This is a genomic window from Weizmannia agrestimuris, from assembly GCF_943193165.1.
GTDB lineage: Bacteria > Bacillota > Bacilli > Bacillales > Bacillaceae_C > Weizmannia > Weizmannia faecalis.
This window is the reverse complement of sequence record NZ_CALPDC010000022.1, coordinates 17,347-38,199: the sequence shown is the minus strand read 5'-3', so window position 1 is coordinate 38,199 and position 20,853 is coordinate 17,347. Positions and strand designations below refer to the sequence as shown.

Annotated in this window: 19 protein-coding genes and 1 riboswitch; of the genes, 7 read left to right on the top strand and 12 right to left on the bottom strand. The window is 47.2% G+C overall.

Translation table 11 applies throughout. From position 1 onward, the window contains the following. Window positions 1-81: 81 nt before the first annotated feature. Window positions 82-183, bottom strand: a riboswitch (purine riboswitch). Window positions 184-442: 259 nt separating this feature from the next. Continuing rightward, window positions 443-925, top strand: coding sequence for a hypothetical protein (locus NFR98_RS09710; protein ID WP_251460033.1), 483 nt, complete (start codon window positions 443-445; stop codon window positions 923-925). Window positions 926-1,065: 140 nt separating this feature from the next. Here the strand turns inward: NFR98_RS09710 and NFR98_RS09705 are convergent, their stop codons facing one another. Both NFR98_RS09705 and NFR98_RS09700 read right to left on the bottom strand, forming a co-directional pair. Further along, complete coding sequence (locus tag NFR98_RS09705; protein ID WP_035183306.1) at window positions 1,066-2,778, bottom strand: ABC transporter ATP-binding protein; 1,713 nt, start codon at window positions 2,776-2,778, stop codon at window positions 1,066-1,068. A gap of 21 nt (window positions 2,779-2,799) precedes the next feature. Next, on the bottom strand, window positions 2,800-4,017 hold the full coding sequence (locus NFR98_RS09700) for an MFS transporter (RefSeq protein WP_251460030.1): 1,218 nt from the start codon (window positions 4,015-4,017) through the stop codon (window positions 2,800-2,802). 226 nt (window positions 4,018-4,243) lie between these two features. Here NFR98_RS09700 and NFR98_RS09695 point away from each other — a divergent pair, with 226 nt between their 5' ends. From NFR98_RS09695 to NFR98_RS09675, 5 genes are all read left to right on the top strand, one after another. After that, a complete protein-coding gene (locus tag NFR98_RS09695; RefSeq protein WP_251460028.1) occupies window positions 4,244-4,900 on the top strand; it encodes a response regulator in 657 nt (218 codons plus the stop codon). Beyond that, window positions 4,885-5,988 (top strand): sensor histidine kinase, encoded by a 1,104-nt coding sequence (locus tag NFR98_RS09690; RefSeq protein WP_251460027.1) that lies wholly within the window; start codon window positions 4,885-4,887, stop codon window positions 5,986-5,988. The genes NFR98_RS09695 and NFR98_RS09690 overlap by 16 nt, the downstream gene beginning before the upstream one ends. Before the next feature lie 118 nt (window positions 5,989-6,106). After that, window positions 6,107-7,042 carry an ABC transporter ATP-binding protein gene (locus NFR98_RS09685; protein WP_035183301.1) on the top strand — a complete coding sequence of 312 codons (936 nt, stop codon included), beginning with the start codon at window positions 6,107-6,109 and terminating at the stop codon, window positions 7,040-7,042. Window positions 7,043-7,056: 14 nt separating this feature from the next. Then, window positions 7,057-8,172, top strand: coding sequence for an ABC transporter permease (locus tag NFR98_RS09680; RefSeq protein WP_026684248.1), 1,116 nt, complete (start codon window positions 7,057-7,059; stop codon window positions 8,170-8,172). After that, the gene (locus tag NFR98_RS09675; protein WP_104851658.1) at window positions 8,172-9,317 is read left to right on the top strand and encodes an ABC transporter permease; all 1,146 of its coding nucleotides are present in this window, start codon (window positions 8,172-8,174) and stop codon (window positions 9,315-9,317) included. The genes NFR98_RS09680 and NFR98_RS09675 overlap by 1 nt, the downstream gene beginning before the upstream one ends. 285 nt (window positions 9,318-9,602) lie before the next feature. Here the strand turns inward: NFR98_RS09675 and NFR98_RS09670 are convergent, their stop codons facing one another. From NFR98_RS09670 to NFR98_RS09660, 3 genes are read right to left on the bottom strand one after another with little or no spacing between them, the layout of a single operon-like run. Beyond that, window positions 9,603-10,715: a cupin domain-containing protein gene (locus NFR98_RS09670; RefSeq protein WP_035183297.1), complete on the bottom strand. Its 1,113-nt coding sequence runs from the start codon at window positions 10,713-10,715 to the stop codon at window positions 9,603-9,605. A gap of 16 nt (window positions 10,716-10,731) precedes the next feature. Beyond that, window positions 10,732-11,229 carry a DinB family protein gene (locus NFR98_RS09665; protein WP_014096881.1) on the bottom strand — a complete coding sequence of 166 codons (498 nt, stop codon included), beginning with the start codon at window positions 11,227-11,229 and terminating at the stop codon, window positions 10,732-10,734. Next, on the bottom strand, window positions 11,229-12,176 hold the full coding sequence (locus NFR98_RS09660) for a fumarylacetoacetate hydrolase family protein (RefSeq protein WP_035183295.1): 948 nt from the start codon (window positions 12,174-12,176) through the stop codon (window positions 11,229-11,231). The genes NFR98_RS09665 and NFR98_RS09660 overlap by 1 nt, the downstream gene beginning before the upstream one ends. A 266-nt stretch (window positions 12,177-12,442) precedes the next feature. On the opposite strand from NFR98_RS09660, the gene NFR98_RS09655 reads away from it, so the two are divergent. Continuing rightward, window positions 12,443-13,228, top strand: a complete 786-nt coding sequence (locus tag NFR98_RS09655; RefSeq protein ID WP_251460025.1) for an IclR family transcriptional regulator — start codon at window positions 12,443-12,445, stop codon at window positions 13,226-13,228. A 506-nt stretch (window positions 13,229-13,734) separates the two neighbouring features. Here NFR98_RS09655 and NFR98_RS09650 read toward each other — a convergent pair. The 7 genes from NFR98_RS09650 to NFR98_RS09620 all read right to left on the bottom strand — a co-directional run bounded on the left by NFR98_RS09650 (window position 13,735) and on the right by NFR98_RS09620 (window position 20,750). Continuing rightward, on the bottom strand, window positions 13,735-14,292 hold the full coding sequence (locus NFR98_RS09650) for a hypothetical protein (protein WP_014096878.1): 558 nt from the start codon (window positions 14,290-14,292) through the stop codon (window positions 13,735-13,737). Between the two features lie 26 nt (window positions 14,293-14,318). Continuing rightward, window positions 14,319-15,548 carry an FAD-dependent monooxygenase gene (locus NFR98_RS09645; protein ID WP_251460022.1) on the bottom strand — a complete coding sequence of 410 codons (1,230 nt, stop codon included), beginning with the start codon at window positions 15,546-15,548 and terminating at the stop codon, window positions 14,319-14,321. Between the two features lie 17 nt (window positions 15,549-15,565). Beyond that, window positions 15,566-15,979: an acyl-CoA thioesterase gene (locus NFR98_RS09640; protein WP_014096877.1), complete on the bottom strand. Its 414-nt coding sequence runs from the start codon at window positions 15,977-15,979 to the stop codon at window positions 15,566-15,568. A gap of 4 nt (window positions 15,980-15,983) precedes the next feature. Continuing rightward, window positions 15,984-17,573 (bottom strand): class I adenylate-forming enzyme family protein, encoded by a 1,590-nt coding sequence (locus tag NFR98_RS09635; protein ID WP_237340695.1) that lies wholly within the window; start codon window positions 17,571-17,573, stop codon window positions 15,984-15,986. A 341-nt stretch (window positions 17,574-17,914) separates the two neighbouring features. Next, entirely contained in the window at window positions 17,915-19,090 is a 1,176-nt protein-coding gene (locus tag NFR98_RS09630) for an acetyl-CoA C-acetyltransferase (protein ID WP_104851662.1), read from the bottom strand. Between the two features lie 11 nt (window positions 19,091-19,101). Beyond that, window positions 19,102-19,881, bottom strand: coding sequence for an enoyl-CoA hydratase/isomerase family protein (locus tag NFR98_RS09625; RefSeq protein ID WP_014096874.1), 780 nt, complete (start codon window positions 19,879-19,881; stop codon window positions 19,102-19,104). Beyond that, on the bottom strand, window positions 19,878-20,750 hold the full coding sequence (locus NFR98_RS09620; protein WP_014096873.1) for a 3-hydroxyacyl-CoA dehydrogenase family protein: 873 nt from the start codon (window positions 20,748-20,750) through the stop codon (window positions 19,878-19,880). The genes NFR98_RS09625 and NFR98_RS09620 overlap by 4 nt, the downstream gene beginning before the upstream one ends. Window positions 20,751-20,853 lie beyond the last annotated feature (103 nt).

Sequence of the window (20,853 nt, the reverse complement as noted above, 5' to 3'; positions counted from 1 at the left end):
GTTCCGAACGTAAACGCCCGAAACGCCAGACTTAAGGAATGAGGAGGGGCAAAGGTTGCTATTTTTATACGATTGCCCTCAGACTCTATCTCATTACCTCGTAGTCAAGCTATTTACGGCAGCTTGGTAGAAACGTTCAGGCCATATCCCTGAATATATACGATGGTATTGCATATTGAATTGACAAGATTGATTGTAACGGGAAAGTGAAAAGAAGTCAATAGAAAACACGAACATTTTCCTCTTGCTGAAGGTTAATATTCGTTCGTTTGTGGGCCGCCATTTTGTTAAAAATAAAATTTTTGGGCTGGCAGAGAACCGATTTTTCATTTATCCGCCCCCAATTCACGAAATAGAGAGCCCCATTTTTCGCTTTTCGCCAGTTGCAGGAAAGGACATCATCCCTTAGAATGAGCATATATTCGACAAAGGAGGTGGAAAAATGGCAGAAGTCACAAACGAAATGCTGCTTACGGCCATCAAAGAACTGTCCGGCGAAGTCCTTTCAATGAAGGCAGAGATGAAAGAAATGAAAGCAGACATCGCCGGGCTGAAACAGGATGTTGCCGAGCTGAAGCAAGATGTTGCAGTGCTAAAACAAGATGTTGCTTCCCTGAAAAGCGAAATGGCAGAAGTAAAGCAGGATATTGCAGTGCTGAAACAGGATGTTGCAGGTTTGAAACAGGATGTCGCAGTGCTAAAACAAGATGTTTCCGGGTTGAAGCAAGATGTCGCAGTGCTGAAACAGGATGTTGCTTCCCTGAAAAGCGAAAGAGCAGAAGTAAAGCAGGATATCGCGGGCATGAAAAAAGATTTGGACAACCTCGACAACTATTATGCCAGGCTGGATGATAAAATGGATGTCTTGTTCGAAGACTTAATAAATGTCAAGACGGATATCCGCCACTTAAAAAAAGCCCGATAAGAAGCTTCCATTTTGCGCAGCGGACAGCCTGCGTTTTTTTCTTTTAAAAACCCCGCCATATACACGGAATAAACCATGCCAGCAGGCGGGGACCAACATTTTTTAAAACCACTCCGTACCAAAAGGCAGGCCCGGATCTACTATTGGTACTGGGCCTCGTGCAGTTTTGCAAAAATCCCCCCGCGGGTAAGGAGCTCATCATGGCGCCCTTGTTCGGCAATTCCATCCTTGGTGACGACAACAATCCGGTCAGCATTGCGAATCGTCGCCAGCCTGTGCGCAATGACAAGCGTTGTCCGGTCTTTTGCCAGTTCATCCAATGCCGCTTGGATTTGCCTTTCGGTTTCCGTATCAAGGGCAGACGTCGCCTCATCCAGGATTAAGATGGGCGGATTTTTCAAAAACATGCGCGCAATCGCCAGCCGCTGCTTTTGCCCGCCGGAAAGCTTAAGGCCGCGTTCGCCGATTTGCGTATCAAACCCGTCAGGCAGCGCACGGATGACCTCTTCCAAATGGGCGCGCCGGGCTGCTTCTTCAATTTCTTCATCTGTAGCATCCAATTTTCCATACGCAATGTTTTCGCGGATGGTGCCGGCAAAAAGGAAGACATCCTGCTGGACAATTCCAATCTGCGAGCGGAGCGATTTTTTCGTCATATTGCGGATATCCATTCCGTCAATGGTAATGCTGCCGCTTTCCACATCGTAAAAGCGTGGGATCAGGGAGCAAATGGTCGTTTTCCCTGCACCAGAAGGCCCAACAAATGCAACCGTCTCCCCGGCACGAATTTTGAGATTCAGCCCCTTTAACACAGGCTGGCCGCCCGGATAAGCGAAGCTGACATTGTTGAACGCGATGTTGCCGTTTAACGCCGGAACCTCGACCGCATTTTCTCTGTCCCGGACATCCGGCGTGCGGTCCAGTAATTCCGTAAACCGTTTAAAACCGGCCATCCCTTTCGGATACAGCTCCATGATCGCACTGATTTTATCAATCGGCTTGAACAGCACGTTCACATACAGCACAAAACCGACCAGCTCGCCGTATTTCAATTCCCCGCTGTATACCAGCCATGCCCCGTATACAAGGACGACAAGGACGATCAGCCGGCTCATCATATACGTGCTGGAATTGGTCAGCGCCATCGTTTTATACGCAAGCAATTTCGCCTTTCGGAACCGTTTGTTATTTTTCTGGAACTGCGTGATTTCATAATTTTCATTCGTGAATGACTGGACGACGCGGACCCCTGCAACACTATCCTCGACACGCGCATTCACTTCGGCAATCTCGCCATACATCTTGCCCCATGCCTCGTTCATTTTCATATTGCAATACGTGATGATCCAGACCAAAAACGGCACAATAATGAGGGTGACGAAAGCCAGTTTGGCATTGACCGTAAACATAATGCAAAACGCGCCGAAAAACGTCATCACGGCAATAAAAGCATCTTCCGGGCCGTGATGGGCAAGTTCGCCGATGTCAAAAAGATCGTTTGTGATCCGGCTCATGACGTGGCCGGTTTTCACATTATCAAAAAATGAAAAAGACTGCCGCTGCACGTGTACAAACAATTCTTTGCGCATATCCGTTTCAATATTGATGCCGAGCTGGTGTCCCCAGTAGGTGACGATGTACTGCAAATACGTACTAATCAAATAGAGGACCAACAGAGCAATGCTGACGCTCGTAATCGTTGCCCATTTTCCGCTTGGCAGCAGGCTGTCAATAAACCACTGGACACAAAGCGGAAAGGCCAGTTCAAAAACAGCTACAATCACCGCGCTCGTAAAATCAAGGATAAACAGCTTTTTATGCGGTAAATAATAGGAAAAAAAGCGGCGTAACATATGTCCCCTCCTGTCACAAAATTAGTTGGAAGCATGCCGTGTGGAAACAAGCCATTTTCTTTTTGCAATCACGGCCAGCCGGATTGAAAACACGATGGCCAGCACCGTGAGCACAGCGATCATCAGCACAACCCCGTTCCATCCGACCCGGCTGTAAAACACGCCCCCGACTGTCCCGCCGATGCTCGAGCCGATATAATAAAAGAATAAATACAATCCGGACGCCTGCGCTTTATCATGGGAGGAAAGGCGGCCAACCCAGCCGCTTGCGATCGAATGGCCGGCAAAAAAGCCGAATGTAAACACAGCAATGCCGAAAATTTTCAGCCATAAAGACGGAACAAGCGTAATCGAAGCCCCCAGGAGCACAATAAGGAGTGAAAGCTGTAAAATTTTCCGCCTGCCGTGCCGGTCCGCAAGCATCCCCATCCATGCCGAGCTGAATGTACCGACAAGGTAGACGATGAAAATGAAGCCGACGACCGTCTGGCTCAGCGAATACGGCGGCGCAATCAGCTGGAATCCGATGTAATTATACAGCGAAACAAAACTCCCCATTAATAAAAATCCAATCAAAAACAAATAAATCAGACCCGGTTCCACAAGCTGGCGGACGAGACTCCCTGCCAGTTTCCCGATCTCCAATTTCCGGGCGGTAAAGTGGGAAGACGGCGGCAGCACGGCCCAAAACAGGATGCTTGCGAGCAGGCTGATCACCCCGATCGAAGCCAGCGCCACATGCCAATTGAAAAAGTCGGTCAAAGTCCCGCAGATGATCCGTCCTGCCATGCCCCCGATCGAATTCCCGCTGATATATAACCCCATCGCAAGTCCGAGGCTTGACGGCAAAATCTCTTCCCCCAAATAGGCCATGGCAACAGCCGGCAACCCGGCAAGCACAAGGCCCTGCAGCACCCGACAGAGAATCAGCAAATGATAAGTCGGGGCAAAAGCGGTCAAGATGCAAAGAGCAGACGAAGCAATCAACGAAAAAGACATCACGGATTTTCGCCCGAACACTTCCGACAACGATCCGGCAATCAGCATGCTCACCGAGAGCGTCACGGTGGTAGAAGACAGGCTCAGGCTCGACATTGTCGGCGATAAGTGAAACTGTTCCGCAATATCCGGCAGAAGCGGCTGCATCCCCCAAAGAATCGCAAACGTATTGAACCCCCCGGCAAATAGCGCAAGATTTGCCAGGCGGAATTCCCTTGTCCCTTGCTCGATGTATTTCATTTCTGCACAAACCCCTTTGCTGCAAATTCCAAAAATTCCGTACCATACTATCTATCATACCCTTTTTTTCTTTCTGTTCCAATCATTCCAATCCACACGCCCGCATCGCAAAGAATGCTCCCACAAAACAGAAAGAACAAGATGGAAAGATAAAAAACAGAATGTATGCCAGGTGCAATTCAGCTATAATGAAAAGAAGAAAAGGCGGAGCCGGAGGGGAAAATGGATGGATAAAATTAAAATTGTGATTGCCGATGACAACTCTTTTATACGTGAGGGGTTAAAAATCATTTTATCGTCATATGAAGAGTTTGAAGTCATGGCAACGGTCGGAAACGGCAAGGAAGCGGCAGCATATTGCCGGAATCAGTCGGTTGACATTGCCCTTTTGGATGTGCGGATGCCGGAGATGAACGGCGTTGAAGCTGCGAAAATCATTGCAGCCCAAACATCTGCCAAACCGATGATCCTGACCACCTTTGACGATGACGAATATATTGTCGATGCATTAAAAAACGGGGCAAGAGGCTACTTGCTGAAAAATAATGATCCTGAAAAAATCCGGGATGCCATCAAAAGTGTCTATAACGGCAACAGCATTTTCCAGGATGCGGTTCTCGATAAAATTAAATCCAATTTAAGTGGCAGAGAACCGGAACCGAAAATAGACCTGAAAAAGTTCACGGAAAGAGAGCGTGAAATCATGTCCCTGATTGCAAAAGGCTTTTCCAATAAGGAAATTGCCAAAACCTTATACATTTCAGAAGGGACAGTCGCAAATTACATCACCTCAATTTTTGGCAAAACAGGGCTTGAGCACCGCACCCAAATTGCCGTTTATTATCTTACAGGGAAAGGGAACGAAACATGGAATCCCGGCTGATTGCGGCAAAGCTGGCACTTATTGGCTGGGCTGCTTTCATGGCTGTTCAGGAAGATTTGCCTCTGGCTCCCGCTGTATTCCTGCTTCTACTCTATTTTATAGCAAATATCGCGATGTACATTTGGAATAGAAAGGCATTGCCTGCTTTTTTTGCGGCCTGCTCCATTGGCATTGCCGGTTTCGGCGCTTTATATGTAGCTCCCCTGTTTGTCATCTTCGCGCCGCTATCCGTTTTGGAGCTCGCCGCAAAGTGGCCCGTGCCAAGATCGATACAGGCACTCATCCTGCTTGTACCCCTTTTTTATTTAAAAACCGGGACAGCCGGCCAGTACGTTTTCTCGTCAGCCTTTAGCTGGATCATTTGGGATACGGCCGTTACGTATGCAGACCGGCTGGAAAAGAAAGAACAGCAGCTTGACCGGCTGCGCGCTTCAGTCCAGAGACTCACGCGCCGCCTGAATGAAAACGAGGAATTCATCCGCCAATCCGAATACACCTACCGGCTGGAAGAACGGAACCGGATTTCGCAGGAAATTCATGACAATATCGGCCACGTGATGACTGGCGCACTCATCCAGATGGAAGCGGCAAAAAGCCTTCTGGAAAAAGACCCCACCCGCGCACGGGCGTTACTGCAAAACGCAATCACCATTACAAAAGAAGGAATTGAAAGCATCCGGCTGACGCTGAAACAAATGAAACCACCCGTTGAACAAGTCGGCATTCACCGGCTGCAGCTTGCTTTAGATACGTTTTCCGCAAGATATGAACTTGAAACGATGCTCACTTACAGTGGCAATCTCGACTGCATTACCCATGTACAATGGAAAATCATTCATGAAAATGTGAAAGAAGCGTTGACCAATGCGCGCAAATATGCCGATGCATCACAGATTACCGTCAACATTCAAGTCCTCAATAAAATCATCAAAGCAGAAGTAAAAGACAATGGCAAAGGTGCCGCTAAAGTTAAAAAAGGGCTTGGCATTACCGGCATGGAAGAACGAGCAGCCACACTTAGAGGCCATGTCATCACCGACGGTTCGCACGGTTTTTCCGTGACCACCCTACTTCCCATTGAGCCGTGAACAGCCTCACCTGCAAAATATGAATTTTTTCATATGAAAGTCATGAACGATCCCACTTACCAGGAATCGTTCCTTTTTTTATACTAAAGACACAACGGAAGTCAGGGGGAAAGAAACCATGAACGTACTGGAAATCCGAAATTTGACAAAAAAATTCGACGACTTTATTGCGGTTGACCGTATCTCACTGCAAGTAAAGAAAGGGGAAATTTTCGGTTTTCTCGGGGCAAACGGCGCCGGCAAAAGCACGACGATCAACATGATTGCCGGCTTGTTAAGAAGCAATGACGGGACCATTGAAATCCTCGGAAAAAACATCATGAAAAACAAACGGTTTGCGAAAATGAATCTCGGCATTGTCCCGCAAGATCTTGCCATTTACGAAGATTTAACCGCTTTTGAAAATGTCCGGTTTTTCGCCGGGCTCTACGGCCTGCGCGGCAGTGAACTGGATGCAAAAACAAGGGAAGCACTCGCTTTTGTCGGCCTTGGGGACCACCATAAAAGCACACCGGACAAGTTTTCCGGCGGGATGAAGAGGCGCCTCAATATTGCATGCGCGATCGCCCATCAGCCGAAACTGATCATCATGGATGAACCGACAGTCGGGATTGATCCGCAGTCGCGCAATTATATTTTGAATTCCGTGCGCAAACTGAATGAAATGGGCTGCACCATCATTTATACGAGTCATTACATGGAAGAAGTGGAAGAAATCTGCACAAAAATCGCGATCATTGACCACGGCAAAATCATCGCAGAAGGCTCAAAGGAACAATTGAAATCGATCATTACAGACAAAAAAGAGGTCCGGATTGAAGTGAAAACAACAGAACCGGTTGATCCCGCGGAAATCAGGAAGATAAAAGGCGTTGAAACGGTATCCGTCCAAGAAAATATCATTCGGATCCAGTCTGATGCAAGCATCAACAATTTAAATTTGATCCTTGAATTTTTAATCAGCCGGCATATTGAAATTAAGGCCCTGCAGGAAAAAGAACCGAACCTTGAAACGGTATTTTTAACTTTAACCGGCCGGAATTTAAGGGATTAGGGAGGAAAAACGCGATGTCAAGCATCCTGCACATCTTAAAAAAAGAAGTGATTACCGTATTCCGCAACAAACGCACCCTTATATTTATGCTTGCCTTTCCGCTCGTTTTAATGCTTGTGCTCGGTTCCGCCCTTTCGAATGCGTTTGACAAGACGGTTTCGGTCGGCGAGATTCACGTGTTGTACAAAAATGACCTTAATAAAGATGCCGCACCCTATTTCCATACATTCCAACAGTACGCGGAAAAATCGGATATCCATTTTGAAAAGGCCGGCAAAAACACGGACGGCTTGAAAGAAGTAAAGCTCGGCAATGCGGATGGATATGCCGTTTTAAATGGCCATGGCATCCGGCTATATACGAATGGAAGAAACAGCATAAAAGGCAGTATTTTAGAAGGCGTATTTTCGGCTTTTGCCGACCAGTACAATCTTGCCGCAGAAGTGATGAAAACTGCGCCGGAAAAAGGTGGGGCTGCCTTCGAAAAGATTAAACACAATTACATTCAAACGGAATCTCTTCTTCCGAATAAAGAGCCCGGCGCGATGGATTATTATGCGATCGTGATCACGACAATGATTTGCCTGTACGCATCTTTAGGATCGAGCGCTTTTATGCAAGTGGAGCGGACACGGAAAACAGCTGACAGGCTCATTGCCGCCCCGGTCAGAAAAAGCAGTATTTTTATCGGAAAGCTTTTCGCAGATGTTCTCGTTTATACCGCTTGCATAGCACTTATCATCATTGTGAGCAAGGTCGTTTACAAAGCGAATTGGGGAAACCATCTTCCGCTTGTATTCCTTGTGCTTTTAACAGAGATTATTCTTTCGGTCAGCATCGGCATCGGCGTCAGTATATTCAGCAAGTCTGCCGCCACAGGAGCGATTTTGAACCTTTTTATCCAGCTGTCGGCATTTTTTGGCGGTGCCTACTTCAAAATTGAAAACCCCGGCAAATTACAGGCTGTAATGGACCTTTCGCCGTTGACATGGATCAATCAGGCGATTACGAAAATCATTTACAACAATGATTTATCTGCCGCTACCCCGGTCGCTGCAGCAAATCTTGGCATTGCCCTATTGATTCTTTTCATCTCTGTAACGGCACTGCAAAAAAGGGAGGGTTTGTAATGAAAGACGTTTTATGGCTGGTCCGTAACACATTAAGCAAAACCTTTCGAAAGAAAAGAAATGTTCTCCTTTATATCGGGTTGCCTTTTATCAGTATTTTTATCGCTTTCCTTGTATACGGCGGGAGCGGTGTAAAAACCCTTCACGTCGGCATCGTGGATAAGGATCACAGCCAAATCGCCACTGATACGGCCCATTTCCTGAGCGGGCTGGGCAATGTCAAAACGGCCGCTATTCCGCAATCCGAATTGAAAAGCCAATTGGCAGACGGAAAGCTTGACTGTGCCATCATTTTTGAAAAGGGGTTTGCCGCAAGTGTCAGGAGCGGAAATCCTGCTCATATCCGGATGGCTTCAATTAAAGGAGCAGAAGTAACAAAGTTTGTGCAATCCTATTTATATCAATACATCGATCATATCGTATCCATCAGCAAAGTATCGTCAGGAAACGAACAGACTTTTCAAACGATGTATGATGAATTCCAAAAAGCTTCCTATAAAGTGAAAACCATTCATTTGCAGGATCTTTCCCAATCTAGTGATTTAACCTACCAGACGATGGGCGTGCTTATCCTGTTTATGCTTATGTCTGCCTTCAGTTTGTCTGAACTGATTCTTGCCGAAAGAGAAAACCGCACGTATTTCAGGCTATTGTCTTCGCCGGTCAGCACGGGCAAGTATGTATTGTCCAATGTACTTTGCAACCTGATCGTGATGGCGGTTCAAATTGCATTGATCACAGCGGCCATGAAATATGTTTTCCATATGACGATGAATCTTTCCATCTGGCAGCTGTCAGCCGTCATGTTCCTGTTTGCCTGGATTTCAACCGGCATTTCCTTAATGATGGTGTCGCTGTCAAACAGCCGGAGTGCTTTTAACTCGCTGCAATCCTTAATCGCCGTACCGACGTGCATGCTTTCCGGCTGCTTCTGGCCGGTGGAAATCATGCCGAAAGCCCTGCAGAAAGTTTCCGATTTTCTGCCGCAGCGCTGGACATTGGAAACCTTGGACAAATTGCAAACCGGCCATCCGCTCAGCAGCCTGTATTTAAACATTTTGATCCTGATTGCCTTTGCGCTTTGTTTCTTCCTGTTTGCCATTTACAAGTTCAGCAGAAACCGCAATACCCATAACTTTGTATAGTTCTTGCAAAAAGAGAGGCAGATCCGCCTCTCTTTTTGACATGTTGCCGGCTATGTTGCATTTGCGTTTGACAGGTTGCTTTTGCTCCAGTGCAACCAATCAATCAACAGGCCCGCAAAAGAGCAGGAACACCCCATTCACCTGCTTTTCAATTCCGGAAGTTTCGGTTCGGATCCCTGTCCCGCTTGCCCCAAACCTGCGGGATAGGCATCCATTTTTCAGCTTCGCTTCCATGGATTTTTTTCTTCATCTCATGGAAGCGGTGCCAAATTTTCCAATGCACTTTTATGCCAGGACCGGTTTGAATTCCCCTTTCACCGTTTGGTGGCCGTTATTTTCTTCCAGCGCTTGTGATTTTTCAAGGTTGAATTTTTCCATGATTGGTAGGTCACTACAAGAGAACAGGAACGAATCTTCCAATGCCACATGCTCATGCCATGCCCAATTCGGAATGACGAAATAATCACCTTTTGACCAGTCAAAGCGGACGCCGTTAATGATGCTGTAGCCGGAACCGCGGAAGACGTTATAAATTGACGCATGGGTATGGCGGTGCGCTTTCGTATGGAATCCTTTCGGCAGTTTCTGCATCCACGAAGCAATCGTTGCATTTGCCGTTTCACCAGTTGACGGATTGATGTATTCAACCGCATAGCCGTCATACGGATCCGGCTCAAACGCGCTGAGCCCATCGATTGCTTTGACCGTCTGGCTCCATTTATAATCGGCAAGCGGCGCCACACTTGCATAGCGGTCGGAAATCGGGCGCACCATACCGCCTTGATAGCGCCTTGACGTAAAGTTATCCGGCTTTTTCGGTTGTTGAAGCTGATCCGGGTACGGCTCGAAAAACGTTCCGCCCATCGAATAAATCACCGGTATGTCAAGCGCATCCATCCAAATCATCGGCTTATCCCCGACATGTGCGTGGCCGTGCCAGAGACCAGCCGGCGTAATCAGAAAATCCCCTTCTTCCATAAAAATGCGTTCGCCCTCGACAATGGTGTAAGCGCCTTCCCCGTTTGTAATAAACCGAAGCGCCCCTTGCGAATGGCGGTGGGAAGGCGCTTTTTCACCCGGCAAAATCAATTGTGCCGCCGCATACAATGTTTGCGTCGTGGAAGCCCAACCCCAAGGCTGACGATAAGTAAGCCCCGGATTTTGGAAATAAATGGCGCGGCGTTCGCCTCCGCGTTCCGGCGTGAAAATTTCAGCAGATTCCATCAATTTTTTATAAATCAGGTCCCATTTCCACAAATACGCTTCTGCCTGCGGTTTCGGTTCATGGTTCATAATAGCGGGAATCGCTTCCCAAAGCGGCCCGAGGTGATATTGTTCCAAATCCCGGTTAAAATCCTTTACTATCTGGCTTTGCATAAATTCCGTTGTTTCTCCCATCCTCATCTTCTCCCCTTTATTGATTAATATGAAATTTTGATAAATTCCGGTTGATCTGCCCGTAATGTTTGGCAATATGTTCGACAATTAAGTGATCGACAATAAACGAAACCGGCTTGGTCCCAAAGTTCGGATTTTTGCTTTCCGCTTCGATCTGCAGGGTGTCTTCATCCAGTTTTTCCAGCCGGCCGGAAAGCTCGGTTTTTAAGCTGCGGAGTCCCGCCAAAACTTCTGAAACGGACTGGCTGTCTGTTGTGTTCACGGCTTCAAGCCGCGCTTCGTCGTTCAGCCCGCGACCCCATTTGATCTGCGGATTTTCTTTGATTTTTTCAATTTCCCCCATCCAGTAAGGCCCGACTTCCAGGACATGGCATAGGATTTGCATGATCGACCATTCTTCTTCACTCGGTTTTTTGCGGATGATGTCTTCGGAAAGCCCCTCCGCCGTTTTAATGATCTGATCAAGCGATTTGTGCACAGACCGGATTGCGTTTTCCATATACGGAATTGCCATTACACCATCACCTCAGTCGTTTTTTTCACTTTGTTCTCAAGGGCACCGATTTTGTCAATTTCAATCCGGACCACATCCCCGTCTTTCAGGAACACTTGCGGATCGCGGGCAAATCCGACTCCCCCGGGCGTTCCAGTTAAAATGACATCGCCCGGTTCAAGTGTCATTAAGTTTGACAAAAATTCAACCAAGTATGGGACTGTGAAAACAAGATTGGCTGTATTCGTATGCTGCCTTTCTTCCCCGTTGACAGTAACAACCATTTCAAGGCCGGACGGATCAGTGAGTTCATCACCCGTAACAAGCCATGGCCCCATTGGCGCTGTGCCGTCCACCGATTTACCTTGAAGCCATTGCAATGTTCTGCGCTGAATATCCCGGTACGTGACATCATTGACAATCGTGTAGCCGGCAACATAGTCGAGTGCCTCTTCCTGTGAAACATTTCTTGCCTTTTTTCCGATGACAAAAGCAAATTCCCCTTCGTAATCCAGCTGCTCCGAGATCGGGAAGAACGGAATATCATCCTGCGGCCCGATGACCGTATTTGCAAATTTGGCAAACACAACCGGATACGGAGGCAGTTCCCGCTTCATTTCAAGAATATGCTCTTTGTAGTTGTGCCCGACGCAAATCATTTTCCCCGGTTTCGGTACAGGCGCTTCCAGTTTCACTTCTTCAGCCGGAAAAACAAGCCGCCTTTCTTTATCTGTCTTTACTTTCAAGGCATAGTCCACCGCTTCTTTTGCGTATGCCATGCTTTCTTTGCCGCCCTCTAGAAATCCGTTCATATCATTTGGAATGTAAGCTTCCGCAATTTGCCGAGCGCGGCGTTTCCCCTTTGATTCCAAAAGTGCCGTAAAAGCCGTATGCAAGTCTACGGCAAGCCCGTCTACGTACGCGCCAATTCTAGCCACACCTTCATAACGGAAGGTCAAAAGTTTCATCCCATCATCCCCATTCCTGTTTTGTACACGGTTACATTTTTAACCAGACATCTTGAATGAAAGGCAAATCTTACATTTGCACCCATTCTTCCCTTTTTTGTATTATAACATTAGTAATCGATGTTCACTTATATGATACAAGGTGGACGATTCGGTTGTCAATACTTTCTATTCTGATTTTTTCAAACGACAAAACCACGGTAACATGATCCATGCTATAATGGGTTTTGTCTGCAACTTTTTCGAAATTTATAGGAGGCCTTTTTATGGATATCATCAAAAACGGCTCGACCATTCAATCGCTCCAAGTTGGGAACAGTATTCTGGATGCCCTGTCAAAGCAAAGAAGGCCGTTAAAATTCTCCGATATTCAGGAATTAACCGGGATTACCAAAAGCAATCTGTACAAATATTTAAATACATTTGTCCAACTCGGCATTTTATACAAAGATGACGCCGGCCTTTATACATTCGGGCCAAAATTGATTGAATACGGCATGGCTGCGGTGGATCAGGAAAATGTATTGGATAGGGTTGTGCCTTTTCTCGAAAAACTCAATCATGCAACACGCTGCTCCACGCTTTTTGCAGTCTGGACGCCAGAGGGACCGATGATCATCAAACTTGTCAACAGCAATCCGGGGTTTAATATTGGGGCACAAATTGGCACCATTCCGCCGCTAGCTTCCGCTGTTGGAAAAATTTTTCTCGCTTTTATGGATCAGGGCACCATCCGGGAGTGGAAGGAGCGGGAATCGGCAAAATTGGACCACAACGTGAAGGCGGATTTGGAAAAAGAAATCCGGTCTGTCCGTAAACAGAAAATCGCCTTTGCGAAAGAGCCAATTTTAACTTCAGTCTCCTCGATCGCCATCCCGGTTTTTAATTATAAGAAAACCTTGCTTGGCGCCATCGCGGTTGTCGGCTTCTCGGGACAGATTCCCGCGGCGGAAGGAGAGAATGTTGCATTTATCATTAACATTAAAAAAACAGGGCTTCAAGTGTCACAGGCATTCGGGTACAGCGAGGATTCCGTGACCCCTTCCAAATAAAAGCATTCTCCCGGAAAAACATGTTGCTGATCCGGTATAGATGTCCAAATAGCAGGATAACCCCTGCTATTTTGTTTTTTCTGATTGTTATACAAAATAGTCTTGCTATGCGATACCCCTCCAAATATAATCAAAATAGAGAACCGAGTTTTCTATTTTGATAAAAATTGTAAGCGATTTCTGATTTGGGGGGATATGCAAATATGAATTTTTACCCGTCTTGAGAAAAAAAGCAAACTTTTTCTTGGTTTGGGAATGGGAACGGGCAATAGTGAAAGCAAGACGGGTTTTTCCCGGTAACAGAACACGAAATTTTTTACACGGATAGGGATGAAAGGGAGAAAATGACAATCATGGAGGTCAACAGATGAACAGTGGCACATCACATAAAACGGGCGGAATTTTATCTGTATAAAATGAACAAAATATCGCAGCTCTGTTGCCTGCTGTAAAAGTAGTCACCATGCAAATTGCTGTTCCTTCCATCCCCAAACCAGCACTAGAAATCAGACGAGATAAAAGATATTCCCATCCGGCCCAAGCGGAATATTGCCTGCTTCCAAAATGTCCAGCAAAAAGGAAACCGGGTTTTCCTTTTCTGCCAGTTCATACAAGCAGTAAAGCAAGCTGATGTACAGGGCATGCCCAATCAAAAATTGTACTGTTTCCCGGTCCCCGAAAATGGCAAAAGCCTGATCAAATGTACGGTGAAAAATGGCTTCCGGCATTTTATACACAACGTCTTCCAAAATTTTCCCCTTGCCTTGAGCGTCTATTTTTACTTTTAATTGATCCGGAATGTCTTTTAAAACATTCCATAGCTCACATCCTTCAAATGTAAGCTGTTTAGCCGTATCCCCCAGTTTTTCTTTTGAGATCCACTTCACATCCAGTTTCCGAGTACCGAAACAGGCGGCAAATTCCTTTATTTTCTGCTCCGCATACGGATTCTCCCTACCGGCATTGCTGTACCACGGAACAGAGACAAGGCGGGCAATCATCTCATTTACAGATCGGGCAAGCGATCCGTACTTTTTTTCACTGATGACTTCGGCAACCGTCATGGTGCACACTCCTTTCGCCTGAAGATTTAATATTTTGTTGTCAGTTCTGGCGGTCCGAACTTCGGCCCATATGGCCCCTCGTCCAGCCATCTCCCCATACTCGGCACGACAGAAACGAGCGATGCGGCAATTTCCCGTTTCATATTCATTTCGCGCGAATCCCCTTGCAAATGGTGTAACGCCGTTGAAGAGCCGTCCCGGTTCCAAAGCGCGGCAATTCTGCGTTCCTTGGCAGATGCGGCGATGGCTGCTTTTCTTTCCTCCTCGGAAGAAGCGGAAAGCGCCTTTTCAATGCCGCGGACAGCAATCACGGCATCCGGCACACCGGAATTCAGGCCGCGCGCGCCAAATGGAGCAAACAGGTGGGCAGCTTCTCCTGCCAACAGAACACGGTGGTGCTCGTCCGTAAATGCATTTACGACCACCTGATGGAAACGATACGAAGAAACCCATGTAATGCTGTCTGCATATTTAGGGTCCATCACTTTCGGCATCCATTTTTTTACATTTTCAACGCCCATGTAATCTTCCGGCTTGTCGGAAGAAAGCAATTGGAGATCAATTCGCCAGCCGTCTTTAAACGGCACAAACATGACATTTCGTCCTCCCATAGCCGGGTGCTGGTAATGGAAAGTCCGTTCTAGTGGAAGTGGATTGTCCGGATCTTCCTTGACATCGACGACAATAAATGTATCCGCTGTCCGTGGTCCTTCAAACCGGAGGCCGGCCTGTTCTCTGACAACCGAGCGTGCGCCATCACAGCCGATCACATATTCCGCCTCCCATACATTGCCGTTTTCCGTTACCAAGCGGACACCGCTTTTTGAAATATCCATGGTTTGGACCGGTTCCCCCCACACAAATTCAACGCCGGCATGTACACACGCCTCATACAGATATTTTTCAATTTCATGCTGGTGGAGCGATGTAAAATGCGGCAGATGATGCGGGTCTTTGTTGTCGGTCACACCGTAGTTGCGCACATACACTTGTTTGCCTTTATAAAGCGTGCGTTTCACCGGCCAAATAATCCCGTTCCGTGCCAATGTAAAACCTAGCCCTTTTGATGTTTCTTCAAGCAATTTTAACGTTGCATTGTGCAAATAGATGGCCCTGCTTCCGGCGCGGGGCCTGCCATACGGTTCTGCTTCAATCACAACAGACGAAATGCCCTTTTCTTTTAAAGCAAGGCCGGCCACCAGTCCGACCGGCCCGGCGCCGACAACAACCACATCCGTTTTTTTCGTTTCTCCCATCGTTGCATGTCTCCTTTTTATCGATTTGAAGTCCCGGCAAGCAATATTTCTTTGATATCTTCAGGAATCGGGAAGGCTTTCGGCTTTTCATTGAAATGGGCCCACGCTCTGATTTCATACCCTTCTGCAACCGGCTGTCCGTCTTTTATAAAGCGGTGGCCGATTTTAAAGACTTTTTTCCGCAGTTCTTGTATTTCGCTTTGCACTTCTACCTCATCCTCAAATAAAAGCGAACTTTTAAACTGGCAGTGGGCTTCGAGAAGTGGGATGATCGTTTGCCGTTCAGCCAATAATCTGGACGATGGAAACCCCGCTGTGGCAAAAAAATGATGTGTCGCTTCATCCATCCATTTGTAAAAATTCGGGTAAAACACAATCCCTGCCGCATCCGTATCGCCCCATTTCACATCAAATCGGTATATGGCCGGCATGGATTCACTTCCTTTCCAGTGATTTTGGATTGCTTTGAACAGCGGTTTTCAGCAGCTGCTCCCGGAGTCTGACTTTTTGAATTTTGCCGCTTGCCGTCGTTGGAAAATCCTGTGTGAACAAAATGCGCTGTGGGACTTTATAAATCGCAATCCACTCTTTCAAATAGGTGAGGATGTCTTCCTCCGAACAATCCGCCCCTTCTTTGAGACGAATGACAGCGCATACAATTTCACCCAGCATTTCATCCGGAAATCCAATTACCGCAGACTCAAGGATATAGGGATGCTTCGACAAGACGGCTTCAATTTCCTGTGGGTAAATATTAAATCCGCCGCGGATAATCATTTCCTTTTTTCGGCCGACAAATTTCAGATAGCCATCTTCATCAAGCATGCCTAAATCTCCTGTATAGAACCAGCCTTCGCTGTCAAGCACCTGGTCCGTCTGTTCCGGCATCTTATAGTACCCTTTCATGACCGCAAAGCTTCTAACAGCAATCTCTCCGACCACACCATGCGGAACCGTCTCCCTTTTGTCATTGACAATCTTCAGTTCGACACCCGGGATAGGCCGGCCAAGTGTTTCCAGTATTTTATCTTCATCATCTTCAAAGGTGGTAGAAGTGACAGTCACGGCTTCTGTAATGCCAAAGGACTGGTTCAGCTCCATTCCCATTTTCTCCCTGATTTCTTTGACTTTGTTGGGGGGAATAGGGGAGGCACCGACAATCCCGGTTCGAAGCGAAGAAAGATTATAATTTTCCAAATTTTCCACTTCCAATTGTTTCAAAAACATGGTTGGGACCCCTTGCTGAACGGTTATGCTCTCTTGTTCAATCAGTTTCAACGTTTGCTCCGCCCGGAATTTTTCCTGCAACAGGATCCGAGCTCCGGCGGAAATGGCGCAAACCAGGTTAATCGCCAGCCCAAATATGTGGAAAAGCGGGGCTGAGATGATAAAGGCATCCTGATCCGTGCATTTCAAGACGGATGCAATGGTACGGGCAGATTGGACTACTGCCCGGTGTGTGATCATGACACCTTTTGGCTTGCCGGTCGTGCCGGATGTATATAAAATACAAAAGACATCATTATCCGCGTCTATTTTCGTCTTTTGGACGGATCTATAGCTTGCCGCCCCACCGGTATACTCATCAAACGAAGGAAAACCCATCAGCGGGAACCGTACGGTAATGGATTCTTTTACCCATTGTAAAGATTGTTGGAAGCCAAGGTTTTTTTCCAAACTTTCGGAAGCAATTAAAAGAACAGGTGCTGCATTATCGAGAATGTATTCCAACTCATGAGATTTATAAAGCGGATTGATTGGGACAAGAATTGCGCCTATTTTGGCTGCGGCAAAATAGATGACAGCCGCTTCATACCAGTTTGGCAGGCTGACGGCAATCCGGTCACCTTTTTTCACGCCCTTTGCTGCCAGTACATTGGCGAAATGATCTACATCTTGTAAGAGTGCCGAATAAGAAACTCTATTTTTTAGATCATATATCGCTTCTTTTCGCCCGTATTTTTCCGCCGTAAAAACCAATTGTTCGTATACGCTGAAAAGATTCGGATCTTTCTCCACGGCCATCCCCCTGTTCATGTAAAATAAAGAAACCGGCACCATGACAAAAAGTCCGCCATTATGGCCAAACCTTCAAAAAAACAATCGGGATCTGTTTTTGGCCCAATTGTCCGCTTGTGCCTTTCAAAGAGACAAATCATTCCCGCAATGCAAACCAAATGTCTTTGGGGACTCCTGCTAAAGACAAATCGTTGCGGAGCGTCCTTTTGTGCTTCTCAAAAACGCAAATCAAATCTGCAACATAAGCCAAGTGTTTTTTGACCCTCCCAAAAATAGCAGCTGCCTTTTTACGGCCGGCTTGTGCAAGCGTCTGAACCTGTCCTATGCGCTCCTCCTTCAGCTAAAAATTACAAGGCTTCCCAAACTGCTGCGATTCCTTGCCCGCCGCCGATGCACACGGCGGAAGCACCGTACTTTTGTTTTCGCCTGCGCATTTCATATATCAGGGCAGTGGTGATCCTCGTGCCGCTTGCTGCAAGCGGGTGCCCGAGCGCAATCGCACCGCCGTTCACATTCCCCATCTCAAGATCAAAACCGAGTTCTTTCTGGCACGCCAAATACTGTGCAGAGAAGGCTTCATTGATTTCAATTAAATTTAGATCACTTATCGTAAGCTTTGCTTTCTTTAAAGCGTTTCGGATTGCCGGAACCGGGCCAATCCCCATATATTTCGGCTCCACGCCGACAACGTTCCAGGACACAAGGCGGGCAATGGGCTTTAAGCCTTTTTGCCCCGCATAGTCGCTTGATGCCACTACCACTGCACCGGCGCCGTCCACCATCCCGCTTGCATTCCCTGCTGTGACCACGCCGTTTTCTATGAATCTCGGTTTCAGCCGGGCGAGCTGCTCCATGCTCGTGTCGCGGATATGTTCATCGTCTTTCACGACAATGTCCCCTTTCCGCCCTTTTACCGTCACCGGCACAATCTCTTCCTGCAAGTACCCCTTTTCCCGTGCCCGTTTCGCCCGTTCGTGGCTGGAAAGGGCATGCTGGTCGATTTCTTCTCTCGTAATCCCGTATTTTGCCGCCAGGTTCTCGGCCGTTTGTGCCATCGTGCAGTCCCCGTATGTATCATACAGACCGTCCCACAGCCAGTCCTCCACTTTCGGGGAACCGAGCGGGCTGCCCCAGCGCATGCCCCGAATGACATGCGGCACCTGACTCATATTTTCCGTTCCTCCGGCAAGAACGACTTCCGCTTCCCCGGTTAAAATATAACGCGCCGCTGTTACGATCGCTTCAAGCCCCGTCCCGCACAGCCGGTTAATCGTAATAGCGGGCACATCAATCGGCGTTCCTGCCTTCAAGCCGACATGCCTTGCGAGCAAATGGGCATCTTTGCTCGATTGCTGTACATTGCCGAAGACGACATGGTCAATTTCTTCAGCTGAAATATTCGATTTTTTAATGGCTTCTTTTGCCGCAATCGCCCCCAGATCGGTGGCCGTGATTTCGCGCAATGAACCCGAAAGCTCTGTAAACGGCGTTCTTGCGCCTTCAAGCAGTACAATATCGGTCATCTGATCCCCCCCTATCTGCCAGAAAAAGCCGGTTTCCTTTTTTCAACAAAAGCGTTTAATCCTTCTTTTCGGTCTTCGGTGGAAAAAGCATTGCCAAAGCAGGCCGCTTCAATCGTAAGCCCGGTTTCTATATCGGTATTCGAGCCGGCATTGACTGCTGTTTTTAGCATTTGCATTGCGACCGGCGGCTTCTGTGCAAGTTTCCGGGCCCACTCTTTCGCTGTATCTAGCACTTCATCTGGCGGTACAACTTTATTCACAATATGCAGCGCAAGCGCACGGTTTGCGTCTATCATCTCCCCGAAGTAGAGCAACTCCTTTGCGACCCCCTGCCCGACGATTTTTTGCAGGCGCTGGGTACCGCCGCCGCCCGGAATAATCCCGAGGCCGGCTTCCGGAAAAGCAAATTTAGCTTTTTCGGAACTGATCCGCAAATCACAGACAAGTGCAAGTTCAAAACCGCCGCCCAATGCAAGGCCGTTTAACGCGGCAATGACCGGTTTCGATGTATTTTCGATTTGGGTAAAAACCGCCCGCGACATTTTATTCATTTTGTTCACACCGACAAGGTCAAGCCCGGCCATTTCATTAATATCGGCGCCGGCCACAAACGCTTTTTCCCCGCTTCCGGTCAGGACAATGGCGCGTACTTCATCGTCTGCATCCAGTTCATGAAAAATATGCGATAACTCCTGGAATACTTGTGTGCTGAGCGGATTGACAGGCGGCCTATTGATTGTGACGACTGCAACCGACTCTTCTTTTTCGCATAGCAAATATTGATGACTCACGCTTTGACCTCCTCTTTGTTGTAATCATAAAATCCCGCGCCAGTCTTTTTCCCGAGCCGGTTCGCTTTTACGAGCTGTTTTAACAAAAGCGGTGGTGCAAAATGCGGGTCGTTCAACTCTTCTTTTAAATAATTCATGACATGGTAGCCGATATCAACGCCGGCAAAATCTTGCAGCGTAAACGGCCCCATCGGATAGTTCAGCCCAAGTTTTACCGCCTTGTCGATATCTTCCGCCGTTGCCACGCCTTCTTCCAAAATTTTAATGGCTTCGATAAATTGCGGAATCATAATGCGGTTGACAATAAAGCCGGGAGAGTCTTTTTTCACCTCCACCGGTTCTTTCGATAGCGATTTGGATAACGTTTTCAATTCTTCCACCGTTTCATCGCTCGTGTTGAAACCCCTAACAACTTCCACGAGTTTCATCAACTGGGCCGGATTGAAAAAATGCATGCCTGCAACGCGATCAGGCCGGGTGGTGGCGGAGGCGATTTCCGTAATCGACATCGAAGACGTATTTGTAGCAAGAATGACATGGTCTGGGACAATCCCGTCAAGCTGCGAGAATACTTGTTTCTTCAATTCCAAGTCTTCAAGGACAGCTTCAATGACAATATCGGCATCTTTCATGTCATCCAGATTGGTTGTCGTCCGGATTCGCGCAAGCGTTTCCTGTTTTTCCGTCTCCGTCATTTTTCCTTTTGCAACACTTTTGGACATAAATTGGTCCATCCTCGCCAAAGCGCCGTCAAGAAAACGGTCTTCAATGTCCCGTAAAATGACCTGGAATCCCTTCATGGCTGCTAAATTGGCAATGCCGGATCCCATTGAACCGGCGCCTACTACCCCAATGGTTTGAATTGACATATTTTTATCTCCCATCCTATTATACTTAACTTTCTGTTAATTCATTGTAAGCCTTTTCGATTTGGATGGGTACCTGCAGACTGTATGGTTTTTTTAAAACTTT

Excerpts from the sequence above, each read along its gene's own strand:
- NFR98_RS09660 (WP_035183295.1), bottom strand. The coding sequence starts at position 12,176 with ATGAAACTTTTGACCTTCCGTTATGAAGGTGTGGCTAGAATTGGCGCG.
- NFR98_RS09705 (WP_035183306.1), bottom strand. The coding sequence starts at position 2,778 with ATGTTACGCCGCTTTTTTTCCTATTATTTACCGCATAAAAAGCTGTTT.
- NFR98_RS09665 (WP_014096881.1), bottom strand. The coding sequence starts at position 11,229 with ATGGCAATTCCGTATATGGAAAACGCAATCCGGTCTGTGCACAAATCG.
- NFR98_RS09700 (WP_251460030.1), bottom strand. The coding sequence starts at position 4,017 with ATGAAATACATCGAGCAAGGGACAAGGGAATTCCGCCTGGCAAATCTT.
- NFR98_RS09620 (WP_014096873.1), bottom strand. The coding sequence starts at position 20,750 with ATGTCAATTCAAACCATTGGGGTAGTAGGCGCCGGTTCAATGGGATCC.
- NFR98_RS09670 (WP_035183297.1), bottom strand. The coding sequence starts at position 10,715 with ATGGGAGAAACAACGGAATTTATGCAAAGCCAGATAGTAAAGGATTTT.
- NFR98_RS09685 (WP_035183301.1), top strand. The coding sequence starts at position 6,107 with ATGAACGTACTGGAAATCCGAAATTTGACAAAAAAATTCGACGACTTT.
- NFR98_RS09695 (WP_251460028.1), top strand. The coding sequence starts at position 4,244 with ATGGATAAAATTAAAATTGTGATTGCCGATGACAACTCTTTTATACGT.
- NFR98_RS09635 (WP_237340695.1), bottom strand. The coding sequence starts at position 17,573 with ATGGCCGTGGAGAAAGATCCGAATCTTTTCAGCGTATACGAACAATTG.
- NFR98_RS09655 (WP_251460025.1), top strand. The coding sequence starts at position 12,443 with ATGGATATCATCAAAAACGGCTCGACCATTCAATCGCTCCAAGTTGGG.
- NFR98_RS09680 (WP_026684248.1), top strand. The coding sequence starts at position 7,057 with ATGTCAAGCATCCTGCACATCTTAAAAAAAGAAGTGATTACCGTATTC.
- NFR98_RS09640 (WP_014096877.1), bottom strand. The coding sequence starts at position 15,979 with ATGCCGGCCATATACCGATTTGATGTGAAATGGGGCGATACGGATGCG.
- NFR98_RS09650 (WP_014096878.1), bottom strand. The coding sequence starts at position 14,292 with ATGACGGTTGCCGAAGTCATCAGTGAAAAAAAGTACGGATCGCTTGCC.
- NFR98_RS09675 (WP_104851658.1), top strand. The coding sequence starts at position 8,172 with ATGAAAGACGTTTTATGGCTGGTCCGTAACACATTAAGCAAAACCTTT.
- NFR98_RS09690 (WP_251460027.1), top strand. The coding sequence starts at position 4,885 with ATGGAATCCCGGCTGATTGCGGCAAAGCTGGCACTTATTGGCTGGGCT.
- NFR98_RS09630 (WP_104851662.1), bottom strand. The coding sequence starts at position 19,090 with ATGACCGATATTGTACTGCTTGAAGGCGCAAGAACGCCGTTTACAGAG.
- NFR98_RS09645 (WP_251460022.1), bottom strand. The coding sequence starts at position 15,548 with ATGGGAGAAACGAAAAAAACGGATGTGGTTGTTGTCGGCGCCGGGCCG.
- NFR98_RS09710 (WP_251460033.1), top strand. The coding sequence starts at position 443 with ATGGCAGAAGTCACAAACGAAATGCTGCTTACGGCCATCAAAGAACTG.